Below are 18,257 nucleotides of genomic sequence, written 5' to 3'. Positions count from 1 at the left end.
AAACCAACACCGGTTTACTCTATTTTTTCAGAGCTTTTAAAATCGTTTTAATTCATAATTATCCATAAAGTATTCAATATTTCCTTCAAAACTACGCTTAAATTGCAAAACGCCATAATCAGCTGCATCCATCTCTAAAAATTGTTTTGATGTCCCATAAAAATTAAAATACATAAATTTGTTCTCAATAGCATATAGCATCATTGTATAAATCATCGCAGACGGACCTTCAAAACGACTAAACTTATCCATGCTTCCACTTGAAAAATAAATAAAATCTTGACCCGATTCAATAAAACTAGCACACGATAAATAAATCATATCCCCCTCTTGTGCTTGCAACTCAAGAGTTTTTTCACGTTTTGTTTGCCAAACAACCGTATTTTCTTTCAGTTCTTTCAATTTATTTTCCGTTTTCTTAACATTCACTTTTCCTAATGCTAGTTTTTCAGATAAATCTAATTGTTCACGCTCTAACTGATCAATCGTTTGTTCTATATTTTCTAAATAAACAGGACAATCTATATAGGTCACCATAAAATGAACATGCTTACCCAGAACAGATTTCATCGTTTGAAAATAAGCAATATCTCTTGTTTTAACACCATTTCTCAATTCCGTTTCCTTATTGATTGTATTGAAAATATGAGCATCATGTGTATCAAATATATCTATTTCTCTAACTAAAACGCCTTCCTTCATCGTTTTATTGATAGTATAACGCGTTTTTTGAGGAAATTGTTTCAATAAATCTTTTCCATTTATATCACCTAATGACTTCGTATAAACACATTGTGTTGGCAATGTTAAATCATCAAACATATCCATATTTAATGCTTTAAATTGTAAATCAGATAAAATAGCATCCACATCCGTAGCTACTTGATTATCACCCATATACGTCACATCTTCATAAAAACGTTGAGATAAGAATGGATTTACTCTGACAGATACCACACGCCACTGTTTCATAAAATATTGTTTAATCTGCTTAAAATAAAAAGTAACCAACTCTTTATCTGTATAATCCATTATCGGACCATATTGTGCTGTCACACGATAAAATATTTTTTTATGTCTAAAATACAAAAAAATACCATAAGCCAATAATGTATCATTTTCTATCACGGCAAGAATACGATGTTTTAACTTATTTTTTTCTGCCATACGTGCATAGTCATAACTTTGCGAGAAAAAATAGCGAGATGTATTTTTTATTTGATATGCTTTTAATGTGTCTATATCCAATTCCAAAAATTGCATAATTTTTCCTCCTTTATCAATAAATTATCCTTAAATTATAGCATAAAAATTTATCTTTATTTTTTATTAAACGTTTTCAGACAAATTTAAATTTTTATGCTATAATAGAAGCATGAATAAACATTCATAAATGTTATATAAAGGAGCGATGATTATGTTAACATTCAATATTCGGGGAGAAAACATCGAAGTAACAGAGGCACTACGCCTATACAACGAGAAAAAAATTGGAAAGCTAGAAAAATATTTTAGCCACGTACCAAATGTTGTCGCCCATGTTAATCTAAAAGTTTATCCAGACAAAAATGCAAAAGTTGAAGTAACCATTCCTTTACCTTACATTGTCTTACGTGCTGAGGAAACAACAAGTGACTTATACGGTAGTATTGATTTAGTCATTGAAAAATTAGAAAGACAAATTCGCAAATATAAAACAAAAATTCAAAAGAAATCTCGTGAACACGGATATTCTTTTGAACCAACAACATCTCCAGTAGAAACTACTAAAGATGAAGAAACAGATGAATTAGAAATTGCACGTATCAAACGTATTCCATTTAGACCAATGGATAGCCAAGAAGCATTATTACAAATGAACCTTTTAGGACATGACTTCTTTGCTTACATTGACATTGAAACAGAAGAACTATGTGTGGTATATCGTCGTAAAGATGGAAAATATGGTTTGATTGAAGCTGAAAGATAATATGGATAAAAAGTGAAATTTCCTTTATACTATATAGGGATTTCACTTTTTTTATGCAAAACACTAAACAAAGAAAGGACTCAATATATGGAGCACCATGAATTAAAAGCTATCAATTATAAAAGCTGCTTTGACGTTATCGGACCTATCATGGTTGGACCGTCAAGCTCACATACAGCAGGCGCTATTCGTATCGGTGCTTTAGCCCGTACTTTATTTGGTGAAACACCTACTAGTATTTCTTGCAGATATTATGAGTCCTTTGCACAAACGCATAAAGGACATGGAACAGATTATGCTATTATTAGTGGTGTCTTAGGTTTTGAAATGGACGATGCACGTGTTCCTAATGCTGTAAACATTGCTCTTTCACAAAATATAGACATTGAATTTATTGAAGATAATCATCCAAGTCCTGTTAATCATGCTAACACAGCAGATTTAACACTACGTCATAATAATAAAATTGTACGTCTTATTGGTACATCTATCGGTGGAGGCATGGTAGAAGTTCGTTATTTACAATTAGATACATTTGTCATTGAACCAAATGGTCCTATTCCGATTGTAGTGCTTTTAACAAAAAACACATTATTAAAACAACACTTAAAAGATACATTTACAAAACTAAAAATGGACATTCTGGATATAAAAGAAACGCAAAATGAAACACATACTTTATATGTATTTGAATTAGGACAACTCATTACCAATCATATAAAAACAGAATTGTATCGCATTTTGGAACACGAAACTTTTTATATTTTAGAATAGGAGTTACAACTTTATGTATATGACGATTAAAGAGATTATTGATGCTGCTAATCAACATCAATGCTCCATATCAGAACTGATGATTCAACAAGAAATGAAAACAACAGATTTACCCCGACATGTGATATGGGAAAAAATGGAAAAAAACTTAGATGTGATGAAAAAAGCAGTAGAGAGAAGCTCAACTGGAGATGGTGTTTTTTCTCCAACAGGTTTAACTGGAGGAGATGCCGTTAAAATGAAAAAATATAGAGAAAATGGTAAAACACTCTCTGGCGACGCTGTTCTAGCCGGTGTTCAATATGCTTTAGGCACAAATGAAGTCAATGCCGCTATGGGTGTCGTTTGTGCCACACCTACAGCAGGTGCAAGTGGTACTTTACCCGGTGTTATTTTTTCCATTGCAGACACACTAAAATTAACAAAAGAACAACAAATTCGTTGTTTATTCACATCTGCTCTATTTGGTATGGTTGTTGCTAACCGTGCCATGATTGCCGGTGCCGTTGGTGGATGCCAAGCTGAAGTCGGAAGTGCCTCCGCTATGGCAGCCGCAGCTGCTGTTGAAGCAGCCGGTGGCACACCACAACAATGCTCAGAAGCTTTTTCCATCTCACTTGGCAACTTACTAGGTCTTGTATGTGATCCCGTTGCAGGTCTAGTGGAAATTCCTTGCGTCAAACGTAATGCTATTGGTGCAACAAATGCTCTCATCGCTGCCGATATGGCACTTGCTGGGATTACCAACCCAATACCAGCCGATGAAACGATTGATGCGATGCGTTCTATCGGACTACGCATGCCAAGGGAATTAAAAGAAACCGGACTAGGTGGTACAGCAGCCACAAAAACAGGTATTGATATTGCCATAAAAATACTAGGCAGAGATATGTCGATACACCCTGATAATACAGACTAAAAAATGCAATGGCTTCTCCACGACGTCATTGCATTTTTTACATAAACAAGTTTATTTTACATTGTATAAAAAATTTAAATGACATGACAAAATATAGATAAAAACATAAAGAAAAACGGCGATAAAAGATAGAAAAACAGAGAGTATTATTCAATCCCCAAGTGAAAACAAATGTTTTTCAACAAAGGATATAGAAGAATGATTAGAACATAAATCTTCCAGAACAAAATTATTATCTGAATTGATAGCCAGTAATATACTAATGCCCATCGGAGAAAACAAAAATAGAAAATATACAAATAACTCATCTAAAAAATAAAACACGAAGACAACAGATGATACATCCCCTCCTTACTGGACAAACCAGTAAGGAGGGGATGTATCATCTTCGCACGTCTATTTTTTTATTTTCTCAACCAAGTGCATCAATGGATTTATTGTTTTAGTAAATGAACCAATCAACACGTTCAGCTCGCCACCAAATTGACGTTTATAATTGAAGTTTCCCGTTTTATTTTGGCTATCCGCCACTTCAATAGTACCGTAAAAATTATAATCCTTATTTTCACGATATGCATATCGAATCATGTCCCAGTTAATCATCGTCGAACCACCAAAATTCAAATACTCACGATAAGAACCACCCAAAATCGAAACAACCTCTTGCCCATAACACATGAACAAATAGGACGACAACGGTAAAAATGTTTCTGTCACATGTAGCTGTTCAAACTGCTCTTGACGTTTGACATAACTTTGTAATTGATCTTTAGCATCTGTTATATACCCTTTTGTTTTTTTGCTTAAAGGGCTACTTTCAAGTTCAACAATGCGATTTTGAAAAGCATCAATCTGATTTTGCAAATAATCCGTATACGCTTTACAATCTAAATATGCCAACATAAAACGTGCATCTTTTTTAAAATATTTTTTCAATAGTTCAAAATATAAAAAGGGTTGCACAGCAAAACCTTTTCTGCCACCTGTCGACACTAAAATACGATAAAATGTATCTAACTCATCTTCTTGTAATTCCCGAACTTTGACATGTGATTCATCAAACTTTTTCAAATCACGTTTCAAAGCATTCGAAAATGCATCATAAATGGCTTCTTCATTGTCATATTGATGCAATGGTTTTACAAACATTTGCCCAACAACATGAACCGTATCTTCCGAATGCACCGTATGTACATAACCGCATGATGTTAGATAGTCAATAACATCATTGTACTGATTGTCTTTTACAATATTTAATGACGTATCTATTTGTTGTTGAATTAAATAAGGATGTATCATAAAACGTGATACTTTTTCATGTTTAAAGTATATCTCCAACGCTTCAAAACATTCTTTGACAATGTCCATATTTGTATAATCTAACAAAGGTCCCTGTAAAATAATTGCTTCCTTAAAAAAACGATACCTTTTACGAATATTGATAATGGCTTGACCAATCACATGTCCATTCTTCTCAAAGACAACACGCTGACTATCTAAAAAATTTCTTCTTTCTAACTGCGTACTCGCAATTTCCGTTGATTGTAAAAAATTACTCGTACTATAATTTAACTGACTTTGTTTATAAATCTCATCTGTTACTTTTTTGACTATAACACTCATATTTATCTCCATTATTTTTATTCTTAACAAGGACGTATATCATATTGAATTGTGTATTCTCCAAAAATATCATCTTTTTCTTTTAACTGATATGCAAATACTATTTTTTTCAATAAATCTTCAAAAATATCCACATTTAACATCATTGTATGCACATCTAACAACAAATGAGATTGTGGTAATTGATAAAGCATTTCCGTGACATACTCCATTGAAAATACCATACGTTTGACATGATGATTTTCCCACAAACACGTGATGGTGTGTGTGACTTTATCATATTTCACAGTCACTTTTCCATACTCAGCATCTTTGTAACGCAAATAGTAACAATGATTTTTCTCTATGAGATGACCAATATATTCTTTTTTTACTTTTAAAACATTCTCTTGTTTAATGGTTGATATAAAATTTATTTTTACTTTTCTCATGATCTTATTCCTAGTGCAATACGAGCATAGCGTGACATTCTATCAGTTGTCCAAACAGGCTCCCAAACTAATTCAACATCAACACTTTGAACATGTTCTAATTTCAATAATTCTTCTTGTATATTTTCAATAATCATATCTGCTAAAGGACAGCCCACCGTTGTTAGTGTCATTTTTATATGACAATGCCCTTTTTCCTCTAATTCAATACCATAGACTAAACCTAAATTAACAATATCAATGCCTAACTCTGGGTCAATCACATTTTCTAAAGCCTCTAAAATATCATTTTTGATTTTTTCAATCATTTCTTGACTTACTTCACTCATTCTCTTCTCCTATAAATCGAACTTCTGTTTCTAAACGAACCCCGAATACTTCATAAACTTTTTCTTGAACATAAGCGATCAACTGCTTATAATCCGTCGCTGTACCAGAATCAACATTGACCATAAATCCCGCATGTTTTTTAGAAACTTCTATTCCTCCAATACGATGCCCTTGTAGATGTGCATCTTGTATTAGCTTTCCTGCAAAATACCCTTCTGGACGTTTAAAAACACTTCCACAAGACGGATACTCTAATGGTTGTTTTTCTCGTCTTAATTGCATCAATCGGTCCATTTCTGCCAAAATATCTTCTTTATGACCTTTTTGTAAAACAAAAGTCGTTTGTACAACAATATCGCCAGTTTCCTGTATCAAACTATGACGGTATCCAAATACCATTTCTTTATTCGTATAAGTTTTGTACTCCCCCGTTTTTGTCACAACATCCACAGAATATAAAACGTCTTTTATCTCACCACCATAAGCACCAGCATTCATAAATACAGCACCCCCAACATTTCCGGGAATACCGCAAGCAAACTCTAAACCTGTTAAACTTTGTTGTGCAACATAGTCTGTTAATTCAGTAAGTACAACACCACTTTCTACACGAACTGTCGTATCGTCCACCACAAGATTAGTCATTTTCTCAAGCATAATGACAACGCCACGAATACCTCCGTCTGTCACAATCACATTACTAGCATTTCCCAACACTAAAAATGGAATTTTTTTATCATTTAAAAATAATACTAAATCACGAATATGCTCTTTCGTTTCTGGGAACACAAGAGCATCTACTTTTCCACCCGTTTTCGTATATGTATAACGGTTTAATGGCTCATCAAGCAAAATATTGATTGTTGGAAATACATCTAACAATTCTTTTCTCCACATTTTCATTGCCTCTCTTTATTAAGCTTAACTTTATAATAGTACAAAATGAAAAAAAAAGCACTTAAAATTATAAGAGCTAGTTGAGATGTACCCAACTAGCTCTTGTTTAATCTGTTAAAATTGAAAATCCTAAACTTTGACTATCTCTTAAAAACATTTGTACTGTTTCTAATGAATATTGCGTTAAATCTTTATCTTTTAAACTTAATTTTTGAATTAAATCTGATGTACACGTAATAATGTCTACACCTAAAGCATTTGCTTGATAAATATTAAATGTTTCTCTAGGACTTGCCCATAATAACTCAATCGCTTTTTTCTCTCGGCAAATATCTAAAGATTTTTGCATAATAGGCATTGGATCAACACCCGTATCAGCAATTCTTCCAGCAAAAACAGAAACAATAGATGGCACACCACTTGTTAAAGAATCAACAACCGTTCTAACTTGCTCTAGTGTAAAGATTGCTGTTACATTTAACTTGATACCTCTTTGTGACAAACGCTCGATTAAAGGTGCTGTTGACTCTCCTTTTCCATTTGTCACAGGAATTTTCACATAAACATTCTCTCCCAAAGCATTTAATACTTCTGCTTCTTTTTCCATTGTTTCTAAGTCATCTGCAAATACTTCAAAAGAAACTGGATAATCTTTAATATGTGCTAATACTTTTTTAGCAAAATCTATATAGCTATCAATCCCAGCTTTTTTCATTAAGCTAGGATTAGTTGTAAAACCTGTTACGATTCCTAATGATAAATCATGTAACATCGTTTCTAAAACTGCTCCGTCTGAATAAATTTTAATTGTTAAATCTTCAGCCATATATATGCTCCTTTATTCCGCTTTATTATTTAAAGCTTCTTTTGATTTAGACATAAATGATGGTACCACTAAAACCAATGCTAATAAGCCCACGATAACAAAAATACCAATTTGTCCAAAACCTTCACCTAAACGACCTAATAAAATACCTAAAATACCAAAGTCAACATCACCAAAAGTTGTATTGCTGAATCCTAAATTTCCTAAAACTGGTAAACATAAAGCTGGTAAAAAGGCTAATAATAAACCATTAACAAAAGAACCAATCATCGCACCTCGTCTACCACCCGTTGCATTACCATAAATACCTGCTGTTGCACCACAGAAGAAATGAGGAACCATACCTGGAATAATGAGTACACCACCTGTAACACCTAAAATCAACATACCAATAAATCCACCTAAAAAACTAAATGCGAACCCAATAATAACGGCTGTTGGTGCATAAGGGAAAAATACAGCACAATCCACTGCTGGAACAGCATTTGGAATAATTTTTGTAGCAATACCTTCAAAGGCAGGAATTAAATCAGATAAAATCATACGAACACCGGCATAAACAATAGCTACACCAACAGCAAATGTTAACCCACTTGTTACAGCAAAAATCCATGGATTTTTTCCATCAGATAAAGTAGACACAAATTCTGGACCTGCCGCAATAGCAGCAATCAAATAGAATAACACCATAATTAAAGCTGTAGAAATTGTCGTATTTCTTAAAAAACTCCACGTTTCAGATACTTGTAAATCTTCTGTATTTTTACTATTTTTACCAACTAAACTTCCAATAAAAGCAGATAAATAATAACCTATACTACCAAAGTGTCCCATGGCAATTTCATCACCGTCAGTTACTTTTAAAGTATATTTTTGACCAATAGCTGGTGAAATAGCAGACCAAGCACCCATGATAAATCCACCAACGATAATCAATGTTACTCCTGAAAATTTCAAAGCACCTAAAACTGCAGATAATAAGCACGCCATAAAGAAACTGTGATGGCCTGTTAAAAAGATGTATTTATAACGTGTAAATCTAGCAATTAGTAAATTAAAAACAAGTCCCATGACTAAAATAGACATTGTTTCAACACCAAGTATTTTTTGTGCAACGGAAGTTACTGCCTCATTATTTGGCACAACACCTGTAATATGAAATCCTTTTTGAATCATTTCGGCTAATGGAGATAAATGATTAACGATAACACCTGCTCCAGCGGCTAACATTAAATAACCTAAAATTGGTCCCAATGTTCCCGTCATGACTTTATGTGCAGGTTTTTTTAACGCAACAAGACCAATAAACGCAATCAATCCCATTAAAAAAGACGGTTCACTTAAAATATCTTTAATAAATTCCATTTTCTATACCTCCTCATTTTTCAATAATTCTAATGCTGGTATTAAATCTTCTTCAATTTTTTTACGATTTGTATAACTTTGAACAATACAAACACGTGTATTTTCTGGAAAAATATCTTTAAATTCTTTTACTGTTACAAATAAATCTGCTTGTTGACCAGTTGCTGCATTTGAATCACATGACTCTGCAACAACATCAATACCTAAACTTTTAGCAATACTTTCAACTTTCATTTTCAACAACAAACTACTGCCGATACCATTGCCACATACCGTAATAATTTTAATCATCTTCATCCTCTCCTTTTTGTACTGTTTGCTCGATAATAGACATCAGTTCATCAACTGTTTTTGCTTGAATCATTAACTCAATAGCATTTTCATCATCTAAAATACTTGCTAATTGTTGTAATGCTTTTAAATGTAAAATAGAATCCACAGCTGCTAATACAAAAATTAAATGCACTTTTTTATCTTCATCATTTTCTTCTGAAAGATTAAAATCAACTGCTTCTTTTAACTGCAATAAACTAATACCTAATTTATAAACATTGTCAGGTTTTGCATGAGGTACAGCAACTTTTGGTGCCAAAACAATATATGGTCCTAATGTTTGAATAGATGCAATCATGTCATCTATATAAGCTGATTGAATATACCCATGCTCTAATAAAGGTTTCGATGCAATATGAATTGCTTCTTTCCAATCACTGACACTTTCTACTTGTTGGACTAATTTTTTATCCAATAATGTTGTCAATGCTAATCCCTCCGTATTGATACTTGCTTGTTGATTACCCACAAAATAATGCATCAATGCATCTTCTAAAGAAACCGATTCATGAATGGTTGTATATGTAGAAATAATTTTCATGATTTCTTTAATATCTATGTATTGTTCTTGATGAATTTGAAAATCTTCATATACCATTCGTTTTAATAACAATTTTTCAATAGCATTCATTAACGGCTGTACAACATAAACTTTCTTAGAAGATTCAAAAAAAACTGTTGAAAAAATCATATCGTAATCATCGAGAGATTGATGTTCTATATCATCTAATTGATGAACTTCTTTAAAGAAAATATCTGGCATTAGTGCTTTTAATTCTGACTGTAACAATAAAGAAGAACTAATACCATTTGGACAAACGGATAAAGCAACTAAAGATTTTTTCGTTGTTGTCTTTATCATTTTTAAATATCCACCAAAATGTATAGTAAAATAAGCAACTTCATCATCACTAATTGGTTTTTGAACAACATCACTTAAAGGAGCTAAACTTTTTTTAATCAAATAAAATAAAGCATGATATTCTTTCATAATTTGTTCCTTTAGTGGATTGATTAAATGAATACCAAATAATAGACGATAATATGACGGTACTAAATGATGATATAAATTTTTTCTGAATAATAATGAATCTTCAAATTGAACTGCTGTATTTGCTTTTACTAAATCAATAATTTTATTCATAATATCGTAGACCTCACGATTCGAAAAATCTTCTTTTTCTCCTTGTAGGCACCCTAATATACGACTAAAAATAAATAATTTTTCTCTTTCTATATTCGGATATTTTTCAACTAATTTTTCAGTAATGATGTAAGCAGGTGTATAAGATAAATTTTTTTCATTTATATCTGTAAAAACAACACATTCTTCTAAAGCGATTTCATTTAAAATACTAATCAAATAACAGACTTCTTTTGATTTCTCTGCAATAAAATAACAATGACATTCTCTTGCTGTTTCAATAAATAAAGCCGTTATATCATCTATTTTTAAATTCAAATCATTTTCAAGTGCAATATACTGAATTAACCATTTTCCAGTATCAAACAATAATAAATGATCAATGGCATATTCAATCATTTGACGAATGGATAATGCACTTCCTTTAAAATGGTATCCTTTACTTCTTGTATAATGCACCGTTACATCAAAAATAGATATTTTTTCTTTTAATTTTTTTAAATCAAGTAAAATAGAATTTTTACTCATTTGCAATAAACTTTGTAAATGATAATTTGACACAAATTGTTTATTTGTCACAATATATAAAATCATCAAATACAAACGTTCTGTTTGTCCAGCATAGTCATAAATACGATGTTTTATTTTAGAAAATATATCCGTTTCTGTAATACTTGGTACATATATCCTATCGTTTTCAATCAAAATAGTTGGCATACTGTATTCTTGAAAAAAACTATTCATTTTTTCAATATCTGACAATAATCCTCGACGATTCGTATTTAAAATTTTTTCAAATTCCTCTATTTTGTGTGCATGATATTTAGAAAAAATTGGAATTTTTTTAATGAGCTCATTCAATAACATTTCAATTCCTCCCATTACTAATATAAAGCAATTTTAAAACGTTATCAAAAGAAATTTGGCACAAATAAATGCTACTGAAAACAATTTCATTTGTGCCAAAGATAATCCATTTTTTTGACATCTATTAAAAATACTTTATAATATGGTATGCTTTTTAGAAAGACTTTAGAAAGGAATAAAGATAGCGCCAGACCATTAAATTGGTGACGAGGAAGAAGTTTATCGAACATTCGGCGGATGACTTCAGGTTTGTGAAATCTAAAGAATATAACAAAACAATACTTATTGACAAACATATATTCATTCACCTAAAAAGCAAATTTATTTTTTAGGAGGTTAACATGTGTGGAATTGTCGGTTACATTGGTAACAAACAAGCACAAACAATTTTATTAGACGGATTACAAACATTAGAATACAGAGGCTACGACTCAGCCGGTATTTACGTTGTATCTAACGGAGTTGGACATTTATTTAAAGAAGTAGGACCTATTGCTCAATTAAAAAATCACACAGATTTTTCTATTCCTGCAACTTATGGAATAGGACACACACGATGGGCAACACATGGCGTTCCAAGTCTTGTCAATGCACATCCTCATCAATCTTACAATCAACGTTTTACACTTGTTCATAATGGTGTCATTGAAAATTACAAAGAATTAAAAGAAACTTACTTACAACATATAAACTTAAAAGGACAAACAGACACTGAAATCATTGTTTGCCTTATTGCTCTATTTGTTGAAAAAGACGCATTATCAACAAAAGATGCTTTTAAAAAAGTATTAAACTTAATTCATGGTTCGTATGCTTTTGCCCTCATTGATGAACAAACACCAAATACATTATTTGTGGCAAAAAATAAAAGCCCTCTATTAATTGGTGTTGGAAAAGACTTCAATATGGTATGTAGTGACGCAATGGCAGGAATTAAACAAACCAATCAATTTATCGAATTACACGACAAAGAATTTGTTGTGTTAACAAAAGATGCCATTATCATAGAACAAGACGATATACCTATTTCAAGAGAACCTTTTACAGCACAAATAGATGCTACGGACATAGAAAAAGGTACTTATCCTTACTACATGCTAAAAGAGATTGATGAACAACCTGCTGTTTTAAGACGAATTATTAAATCTTATACACAAAACGACACACTAACTATTCCAAATGACATTAAAACAACTATTCAATCATGTGATAGAATATATATTATTGCATGTGGAACAAGTTATCATGCAGGATTAATTGGAAAATATTACCTTGAAACATTTGCAAAAATACCCACTGAAGTACACATTGCTAGTGAATTTTCATACCAACTACCACTTCTATCAGAAAAGCCATTCTTTATCTTTATTTCACAAAGTGGAGAAACAGCTGATAGCAGACAAGCTCTCGTTAAAATCAATGAGTTTAAATATCCATCCTTAACGATAACAAATGTGGCAGGATCTACACTATCAAGAGAAGCAACTTATACATTATTATTGTATGCAGGACCAGAAATTGCTGTTGCATCAACAAAAGCCTATACAGCACAAATTTCTGTATTAGCAATCCTTGCTTATGTACTATCAAAAGAACCATTATCATTTGATTTAAAACACGAACTATCTCTTGTTGCCAATGGTATGGAAAGCATTATTGAACAAAAAGAAACCATTCATGAGATTGCTAAAGATTTTCTAGCACATTCAAGAAACGCATTCTTTATTGGACGCGGTTTAGACTATTTTGTTTCTTTAGAAGCTGCATTAAAACTAAAAGAAATTTCATACATTCAAACAGAAGGTTTTGCAGCTGGAGAATTAAAACATGGTACAATAGCATTAATTGAAGAAAATACTCCTGTTTTTGCTATCATGACACAAGAAAACCTTGTCTTAAACACAAGAGGAAACATTCAAGAAGTAAAAGCACGTGGTGCAAAAACATGTACCTTTGTAGATGAAACATTCGCAACTCAAGAAGACCAATTTTTATTACCTCATGTTTGCGACTATTTTTCTCCACTTATTTCAATCATACCAACCCAATTACTTGCCTATTATGCAACTTTAGAATTAGGATATGATATAGATAAACCAAGAAACTTAGCCAAAAGCGTTACAGTAGAATAGGAGGATTTATGGAACAATTACCAAACTGCCCAAAATGTCAATCTGAATATACTTATGAAGACAATCATGTCATCATTTGTCCAGAATGTGCCAATGAATTTACATTAGACGATGTTAACGAAACAGAATTAACTGTAAAAGATGCTAACGGTACTTTACTACAAGACGGAGATACAGTAAGCATTATTAAAGACTTAAAAGTTAAAGGTGCACCAAAAGATTTAAAACAAGGTACAAAAGTAAAAAATATACGTCTTGTTGAAGGTGATCACAATATTGATTGTAAAATTGATGGATTTGGTGCCATGAAATTAAAATCAGAATTTGTAAAAAAAATATAGGACACACCATGAAAAAAATAACTAAATTATTAACTATTTTCAGTTTCTTTTTAATACTTGCAGCTTGTCAACAAAATCATCAAGTATCACAAGCCATACAAGAAATAAACATTGAACAAGTCGATACATTACCAGAAAACAGTATTATTTTATTTGGAAAAGCCTCTTGTTCAGCCTGTCAAAAAGCAAAACCTATCTTAGAAACGGTTTTAAAACAAGAAAACAAAACAATGTACTATTTAGACTTTGATAAATATACAGATGACAAATACGCAGATAAAGTAAGTGATATTTTATCAACCTACAATTTTTCATCTGTTCCAACTGTTGTTAAAATAGCTGGAAATCATACAGCTAAAGAAACATTAAAACCAAGTGATTTAAAACAAGAAAATATCAAAGAAATTTTTAAAACATTTATAAAATAAAGATGAAGGTGGTAAGATTTGTTACCACCTTCATCTTTTATCATCTACAAACACTATTTGTAGATGATTTTTTTATTAAATTTAATGTATTTGTTAAAATACACTATCAGTTGTATCGTTACTTTTTTACAAAAATGAATACCTTTTAAACTTATCATACATAAAAAGATAGTTAAAACAAGCTGATACCATTCAAAAGATTGAGGACCAAACATTGAACTAATCATATAGAGAATTGGACTAATAATAAAAGCACCTATCGTTATCCACAAAGCAGCTAGCAACACAACTATTGTTATAAAAATACCGCTAAATAAACAAATATTAAAAAATACACTACCAATGATTGCCATGACATTAAGTTTTTTCTCTTTTGTATAGCCTATCAATTCTTCAAGTCCCACACCATATAATTGGCTTAATGTTTCTAAAACATAAATATTTGGCAATGTATTATTTTGTTCCCAACGAGAAATTGTTTGCCTCGTCACGAATAATACATTAGCGACTTCTTCTTGTGACAATCCTTTATCCACTCTTGCTTTTTTTAAAAGACTTCCTAAATCTTTTTCCATAACCCCTACTCCTTTGCGATGAATTTATTCAAAATATATCAAAAAAAAATCGTATTTTAAAGCAACAATTTTGTTACATCGAATATATTTCACAAATATATTGAAAAATAGATTTTTTTAGTATATGATGAGAGATAGACTGTTGAAAGGATGAGCCTAAAATGTTAAATAATTTTCAAGGTATTGATAAACGTGAATTATCTATGATTGAAGTAGCACATGCTATTTTAGAAGAAAAAGGTTCTATCATAGAATTTAATGAATTACTAGTTGCTGTTCAAAATTTTTTGGAATTATCTGAAGATGAATTAGAAAAGAAAATGTCAATTTTTTATACAGAATTAAATATTGACGGTAGTTTCATCTCACTAGGCGACAATCGTTGGGGATTACGTTCATGGTACCCTATTGATTCTATTGATGAAGAATTAGTATCTGCCCTAGAAGAAACCGTAGCACCACGCAAAAAACGCAAAAAACTTAGTGCATTCGTTACAAGTGAAGATGATGTGGATTACAGCAATGACGATCCAGAAGATATGGATGACTTAGATGATGAAGACTTATTAACATCAGATGACGATGATTTAGGGTATCGTTCTGACTTTGATGACTTAGTAGACGATACAGACGAAGATTCTGATGATTTTGATGATGCAATCGAAGAAGATTTAACGATTGTATCAGACGAAGATGTTTTTGAAGAATTATAATAGTATTTCACACAAGATAAAAAGGAAGCAAATGGCATTTGTCATTTGCTTCCTTTTACTTTCCGTACACTTCAAAAGCTACCAACACAAACAAATAAAGTGGTGAGCTAATGCCTAAAAGCATTGGTTCACCACTTTTATCTAATAAACTGAATGTTAGATTATTTCATCATTCTACTTTTTAATCTTGAAAATCAACCACTAAATAACGATATGGTTCATTACCTTCTGAATGTGTTGTAATGTTATCGTATTTACTCAATCTTGCATGAATAATTTTTCTTTCAAATGCAGGAAGTGGTTCTAAAAAGACTGATTGTTTTGTTCTTAACACTTTTTTAGCTGTTCTATCCGCAACATCTTTTAATTTTACTTCACGTTTTTCTCTATAATCGCCAATATTCACAACAACCATTGGTGCTTTTTCATTCTTTTTATATACCATTGTTTGTGCCAATATTTGTAAAGCGTTGATAATTTTACCATGTTTTCCAATCAATAAACCTGCTTTTTCTGTTTCAATTTGGAAAACTAATTTTTTAGATACTTCTTTAACAGTAACATCAATCTTTGCTCCGTATGCACGTGCCACATCTACTAAATAGTCACAAACTTTACTATAATCTTCATGTGATTCATCAGATTGATTTGGTTTTACAATAACCATTTCTTCCACAACAAAAGGTGGATCATATTCAACAACTTCTGAAACAACCTCTTCTACAACAGGCTGAACAACTTCTTCCACTTCTTTTTTACTAATTTCAATAACGGCATCTTTATGACCAAAACCAAAAAGACCTTTTTTACCCTCTTCTTTTACAATAATTGTTGCTTCTTCTCTTTTAATATTTAATTTAATAAGACCTTTTTGAATTGCTTTTTCAACAGTCACATCTGTTATAATCAATGATTCCATTGCTTTCCCTCCAAATGAGCTTTATTTTTTCGTTGCTTTTAACATTGCTTTTTTCAACGCTCTTGCTTTTGCTTTTTCTTCTTTTAATTTTTGTTCACGTTCTCGTCTTAATTTATATGGATTATTCAACAATAATGTTTGTCCAACAGCAAAAATATTTCCGACTACCCAATATAAAGATAATGCTGCATTTAACGAAAAACCAAAGAAGAAAATCATTGCAGGTAACATATATAATTGCATGAATTTCAGTTGTTGTGCATCTTTTGTTTGACCTTGCAATGTTAAATAACCATTTAACCATGTAAAGAATGCAGCCAATGCAGGTAAAATAAAGTAAGGATCTACTTTACCCAATTCAGCCCATAAAAAATGACCTGTTTGTAATTCCTTTGTTGTTAAAATTGCTTGATACAAAGCAATCATAATAGGCATTTGAATTAAAGCTGGTAAACATCCTGCCAATTGATTCACACCATGTTTTTCATTTAATTCTTTCATTGCCTGCTGCAATTCTAATTGTGTTTGTCTATCTCTAGCAGAATATTTTTCTCTTAATTTTTTTATTTCAGGTTGTAATTCTGCTGTTTTTCGAGTTGCTTTATATTGATATTGCATAATCGGCAACAATATAATACGCGTAATAATTGTAAATAAAATAATACCTAAAGCGTAATTATCACCTGCCAAATGAGATAAATATTTAATAAATTCAGACAAATGGTCAATCGCATGATCCCATAAACCTTTTTGTCCTGTTTGACTATTACCACAACCTGCTAATAAAAAAATGAAAGATGATAATATCAAACCTCTTTGTAACTTTTTACTCTTCACTCTTTTTTTCCTCCACCTTTTCATCTGTTTTAATGAGCTGGCATAATTTAAAAACATGTTTTAAACTCGATTTCATATCTTCCACACTCATCTCAACAACTGGATTTCTCGCAATGATAATTATATCATAATTTTTGTATAATATGTCGTTTATTTCAAAGATTGCACGTCTAATTTTACGTTTAATACGATTTCGTATCACCGCATTTCCAAGTTTTTTACTAACAGACAATCCTACACGAATATGCTCCTGCTCCTCTTTTTTTAACACATAAACGACAAATTGCTTATTCGCCTTTGATTTTCGATTATCAAAAATCATCTTAAAATCTTTATTCGTTTTTACTCTATATGTTTTTTTCATTAATAATTACTCCTATATACACACCACCATTATACTACGCTTTATAAAACAAAAAAAGACCACTTTGTAAGTGATCCTCCTAAGCTGATAATACTTTTCTACCTTTACGGCGTCTGCTAGCTAATACACGACGACCATTTTTTGTACTCATACGTTTACGGAAACCATGTACTTTTTGGCGTTTACGTTTTTTTGGTTGGTAAGTTCTTTTCATAATGTGCACCTCCTAGATAAATATGTCTATCTTTTCAAATGTAAAACATTCAGACAGTCCCTAATAGTATATGAAAATAAGCAAATATTGTCAATCTTTTTTTATGAATTTCATTGAAAATATCCCACCGCCGAGTTGTAAAATAAAGTGCAAAAGCAAAATAGTGTTATAAAAACAAAAAAAGACAGATAATTAACTTACTAAGATTCACCACAAAATTAGAAAGGTCATTATCATGTCTAAAACAAATTATAAC

Annotated in this window: 21 protein-coding genes; 7 read left to right on the top strand and 14 right to left on the bottom strand. The window is 31.4% G+C overall.

Annotated elements, in window-relative coordinates:
• Positions 1–36: 36 nt before the first annotated feature.
• Complete coding sequence (locus tag GMA06_RS05995; protein WP_163562023.1) at positions 37–1,263, bottom strand: peptidoglycan bridge formation glycyltransferase FemA/FemB family protein; 1,227 nt, start codon at positions 1,261–1,263, stop codon at positions 37–39.
• Between the two features lie 154 nt (positions 1,264–1,417).
• Between GMA06_RS05995 and raiA the strand changes: the two genes are divergently transcribed.
• From raiA to sdaAA, 3 genes are all read left to right on the top strand, one after another.
• On the top strand, positions 1,418–1,969 hold the full coding sequence (raiA, locus tag GMA06_RS05990; protein ID WP_163545909.1) for a ribosome-associated translation inhibitor RaiA: 552 nt from the start codon (positions 1,418–1,420) through the stop codon (positions 1,967–1,969).
• An 87-nt stretch (positions 1,970–2,056) separates the two neighbouring features.
• Positions 2,057–2,743 (top strand): serine dehydratase beta chain, encoded by a 687-nt coding sequence (locus tag GMA06_RS05985; RefSeq protein WP_163562022.1) that lies wholly within the window; start codon positions 2,057–2,059, stop codon positions 2,741–2,743.
• A 13-nt stretch (positions 2,744–2,756) separates the two neighbouring features.
• Entirely contained in the window at positions 2,757–3,662 is a 906-nt protein-coding gene (gene sdaAA / locus GMA06_RS05980) for an L-serine ammonia-lyase, iron-sulfur-dependent, subunit alpha (protein ID WP_163545883.1), read from the top strand.
• A 396-nt stretch (positions 3,663–4,058) separates the two neighbouring features.
• Here the strand turns inward: sdaAA and GMA06_RS05975 are convergent, their stop codons facing one another.
• From GMA06_RS05975 to GMA06_RS05940, 8 genes are all read right to left on the bottom strand, one after another.
• Positions 4,059–5,285 carry a peptidoglycan bridge formation glycyltransferase FemA/FemB family protein gene (locus GMA06_RS05975; protein ID WP_163562021.1) on the bottom strand — a complete coding sequence of 409 codons (1,227 nt, stop codon included), beginning with the start codon at positions 5,283–5,285 and terminating at the stop codon, positions 4,059–4,061.
• Positions 5,286–5,308: 23 nt separating this feature from the next.
• On the bottom strand, positions 5,309–5,716 hold the full coding sequence (locus GMA06_RS05970) for a DUF1934 family protein (protein WP_163545881.1): 408 nt from the start codon (positions 5,714–5,716) through the stop codon (positions 5,309–5,311).
• Positions 5,713–6,045 carry a metal-sulfur cluster assembly factor gene (locus GMA06_RS05965; RefSeq protein ID WP_163545880.1) on the bottom strand — a complete coding sequence of 111 codons (333 nt, stop codon included), beginning with the start codon at positions 6,043–6,045 and terminating at the stop codon, positions 5,713–5,715. The genes GMA06_RS05970 and GMA06_RS05965 overlap by 4 nt, the downstream gene beginning before the upstream one ends.
• Positions 6,038–6,943 (bottom strand): UDP-N-acetylmuramate dehydrogenase, encoded by a 906-nt coding sequence (gene murB, locus GMA06_RS05960; protein ID WP_163562031.1) that lies wholly within the window; start codon positions 6,941–6,943, stop codon positions 6,038–6,040. The genes GMA06_RS05965 and murB overlap by 8 nt, the downstream gene beginning before the upstream one ends.
• 106 nt (positions 6,944–7,049) lie before the next feature.
• Positions 7,050–7,769, bottom strand: coding sequence for a transaldolase (locus tag GMA06_RS05955; RefSeq protein WP_163545878.1), 720 nt, complete (start codon positions 7,767–7,769; stop codon positions 7,050–7,052).
• A 12-nt stretch (positions 7,770–7,781) separates the two neighbouring features.
• A complete protein-coding gene (locus tag GMA06_RS05950) occupies positions 7,782–9,134 on the bottom strand; it encodes a PTS ascorbate transporter subunit IIC (protein ID WP_163562020.1) in 1,353 nt (450 codons plus the stop codon).
• Between the two features lie 3 nt (positions 9,135–9,137).
• The gene (locus tag GMA06_RS05945; RefSeq protein ID WP_163545876.1) at positions 9,138–9,425 is read right to left on the bottom strand and encodes a PTS sugar transporter subunit IIB; all 288 of its coding nucleotides are present in this window, start codon (positions 9,423–9,425) and stop codon (positions 9,138–9,140) included.
• The gene (locus GMA06_RS05940) at positions 9,418–11,478 is read right to left on the bottom strand and encodes a BglG family transcription antiterminator (RefSeq protein ID WP_163562019.1); all 2,061 of its coding nucleotides are present in this window, start codon (positions 11,476–11,478) and stop codon (positions 9,418–9,420) included. The genes GMA06_RS05945 and GMA06_RS05940 overlap by 8 nt, the downstream gene beginning before the upstream one ends.
• Positions 11,479–11,819: 341 nt before the next feature.
• Here GMA06_RS05940 and glmS point away from each other — a divergent pair, with 341 nt between their 5' ends.
• From glmS to GMA06_RS05925, 3 genes are read left to right on the top strand one after another with little or no spacing between them, the layout of a single operon-like run.
• Entirely contained in the window at positions 11,820–13,610 is a 1,791-nt protein-coding gene (glmS, locus tag GMA06_RS05935) for a glutamine--fructose-6-phosphate transaminase (isomerizing) (protein WP_163562018.1), read from the top strand.
• A gap of 8 nt (positions 13,611–13,618) precedes the next feature.
• Positions 13,619–13,951 (top strand): zinc ribbon domain-containing protein YjdM, encoded by a 333-nt coding sequence (locus tag GMA06_RS05930; RefSeq protein ID WP_163562017.1) that lies wholly within the window; start codon positions 13,619–13,621, stop codon positions 13,949–13,951.
• Between the two features lie 8 nt (positions 13,952–13,959).
• Positions 13,960–14,379 (top strand): thioredoxin family protein, encoded by a 420-nt coding sequence (locus tag GMA06_RS05925; RefSeq protein ID WP_163562016.1) that lies wholly within the window; start codon positions 13,960–13,962, stop codon positions 14,377–14,379.
• A 53-nt stretch (positions 14,380–14,432) separates the two neighbouring features.
• On the opposite strand, the gene GMA06_RS05920 is transcribed toward GMA06_RS05925, so the two are convergent.
• Positions 14,433–14,954, bottom strand: a complete 522-nt coding sequence (locus tag GMA06_RS05920; RefSeq protein WP_163545870.1) for a helix-turn-helix domain-containing protein — start codon at positions 14,952–14,954, stop codon at positions 14,433–14,435.
• A gap of 161 nt (positions 14,955–15,115) precedes the next feature.
• Between GMA06_RS05920 and rpoE the strand changes: the two genes are divergently transcribed.
• Positions 15,116–15,667, top strand: a complete 552-nt coding sequence (rpoE, locus tag GMA06_RS05915) for a DNA-directed RNA polymerase subunit delta (RefSeq protein WP_163545869.1) — start codon at positions 15,116–15,118, stop codon at positions 15,665–15,667.
• 181 nt (positions 15,668–15,848) lie between these two features.
• On the opposite strand, the gene jag is transcribed toward rpoE, so the two are convergent.
• The 4 genes from jag to rpmH form a co-directional block, all read right to left on the bottom strand.
• Positions 15,849–16,586 carry an RNA-binding cell elongation regulator Jag/EloR gene (gene jag, locus GMA06_RS05910; protein WP_163562015.1) on the bottom strand — a complete coding sequence of 246 codons (738 nt, stop codon included), beginning with the start codon at positions 16,584–16,586 and terminating at the stop codon, positions 15,849–15,851.
• A 21-nt stretch (positions 16,587–16,607) separates the two neighbouring features.
• Positions 16,608–17,423 carry a membrane protein insertase YidC gene (gene yidC / locus GMA06_RS05905; protein ID WP_345940877.1) on the bottom strand — a complete coding sequence of 272 codons (816 nt, stop codon included), beginning with the start codon at positions 17,421–17,423 and terminating at the stop codon, positions 16,608–16,610.
• On the bottom strand, positions 17,413–17,787 hold the full coding sequence (rnpA, locus tag GMA06_RS05900; protein WP_163545867.1) for a ribonuclease P protein component: 375 nt from the start codon (positions 17,785–17,787) through the stop codon (positions 17,413–17,415). Before rnpA ends, yidC begins: the two co-directional genes overlap by 11 nt.
• 79 nt (positions 17,788–17,866) lie before the next feature.
• Positions 17,867–18,001: a 50S ribosomal protein L34 gene (gene rpmH, locus GMA06_RS05895; RefSeq protein ID WP_163545866.1), complete on the bottom strand. Its 135-nt coding sequence runs from the start codon at positions 17,999–18,001 to the stop codon at positions 17,867–17,869.
• Positions 18,002–18,257: the final 256 nt, after the last annotated feature.

It is taken from the genome of Granulicatella sp. zg-84, assembly GCF_010892375.1.
Taxonomy (GTDB): domain Bacteria; phylum Bacillota; class Bacilli; order Lactobacillales; family Aerococcaceae; genus WM01.
Note: the sequence above shows the minus strand (reverse complement) of the source record. Positions and strands in the feature narration are given on the sequence as shown.

What these genes read in the sequence shown, in the direction of transcription:
- GMA06_RS05995 (WP_163562023.1), bottom strand. Translation starts at nt 1,263, where the DNA reads ATGCAATTTTTGGAATTGGATATAGACACATTAAAAGCATATCAAATA.
- raiA (WP_163545909.1), top strand. Translation starts at nt 1,418, where the DNA reads ATGTTAACATTCAATATTCGGGGAGAAAACATCGAAGTAACAGAGGCA.
- GMA06_RS05985 (WP_163562022.1), top strand. Translation starts at nt 2,057, where the DNA reads ATGGAGCACCATGAATTAAAAGCTATCAATTATAAAAGCTGCTTTGAC.
- sdaAA (WP_163545883.1), top strand. Translation starts at nt 2,757, where the DNA reads ATGTATATGACGATTAAAGAGATTATTGATGCTGCTAATCAACATCAA.
- GMA06_RS05975 (WP_163562021.1), bottom strand. Translation starts at nt 5,285, where the DNA reads ATGAGTGTTATAGTCAAAAAAGTAACAGATGAGATTTATAAACAAAGT.
- GMA06_RS05970 (WP_163545881.1), bottom strand. Translation starts at nt 5,716, where the DNA reads ATGAGAAAAGTAAAAATAAATTTTATATCAACCATTAAACAAGAGAAT.
- GMA06_RS05965 (WP_163545880.1), bottom strand. Translation starts at nt 6,045, where the DNA reads ATGAGTGAAGTAAGTCAAGAAATGATTGAAAAAATCAAAAATGATATT.
- murB (WP_163562031.1), bottom strand. Translation starts at nt 6,943, where the DNA reads ATGTGGAGAAAAGAATTGTTAGATGTATTTCCAACAATCAATATTTTG.
- GMA06_RS05955 (WP_163545878.1), bottom strand. Translation starts at nt 7,769, where the DNA reads ATGGCTGAAGATTTAACAATTAAAATTTATTCAGACGGAGCAGTTTTA.
- GMA06_RS05950 (WP_163562020.1), bottom strand. Translation starts at nt 9,134, where the DNA reads ATGGAATTTATTAAAGATATTTTAAGTGAACCGTCTTTTTTAATGGGA.
- GMA06_RS05945 (WP_163545876.1), bottom strand. Translation starts at nt 9,425, where the DNA reads ATGATTAAAATTATTACGGTATGTGGCAATGGTATCGGCAGTAGTTTG.
- GMA06_RS05940 (WP_163562019.1), bottom strand. Translation starts at nt 11,478, where the DNA reads ATGTTATTGAATGAGCTCATTAAAAAAATTCCAATTTTTTCTAAATAT.
- glmS (WP_163562018.1), top strand. Translation starts at nt 11,820, where the DNA reads ATGTGTGGAATTGTCGGTTACATTGGTAACAAACAAGCACAAACAATT.
- GMA06_RS05930 (WP_163562017.1), top strand. Translation starts at nt 13,619, where the DNA reads ATGGAACAATTACCAAACTGCCCAAAATGTCAATCTGAATATACTTAT.
- GMA06_RS05925 (WP_163562016.1), top strand. Translation starts at nt 13,960, where the DNA reads ATGAAAAAAATAACTAAATTATTAACTATTTTCAGTTTCTTTTTAATA.
- GMA06_RS05920 (WP_163545870.1), bottom strand. Translation starts at nt 14,954, where the DNA reads ATGGAAAAAGATTTAGGAAGTCTTTTAAAAAAAGCAAGAGTGGATAAA.
- rpoE (WP_163545869.1), top strand. Translation starts at nt 15,116, where the DNA reads ATGTTAAATAATTTTCAAGGTATTGATAAACGTGAATTATCTATGATT.
- jag (WP_163562015.1), bottom strand. Translation starts at nt 16,586, where the DNA reads ATGGAATCATTGATTATAACAGATGTGACTGTTGAAAAAGCAATTCAA.
- rnpA (WP_163545867.1), bottom strand. Translation starts at nt 17,787, where the DNA reads ATGAAAAAAACATATAGAGTAAAAACGAATAAAGATTTTAAGATGATT.
- rpmH (WP_163545866.1), bottom strand. Translation starts at nt 18,001, where the DNA reads ATGAAAAGAACTTACCAACCAAAAAAACGTAAACGCCAAAAAGTACAT.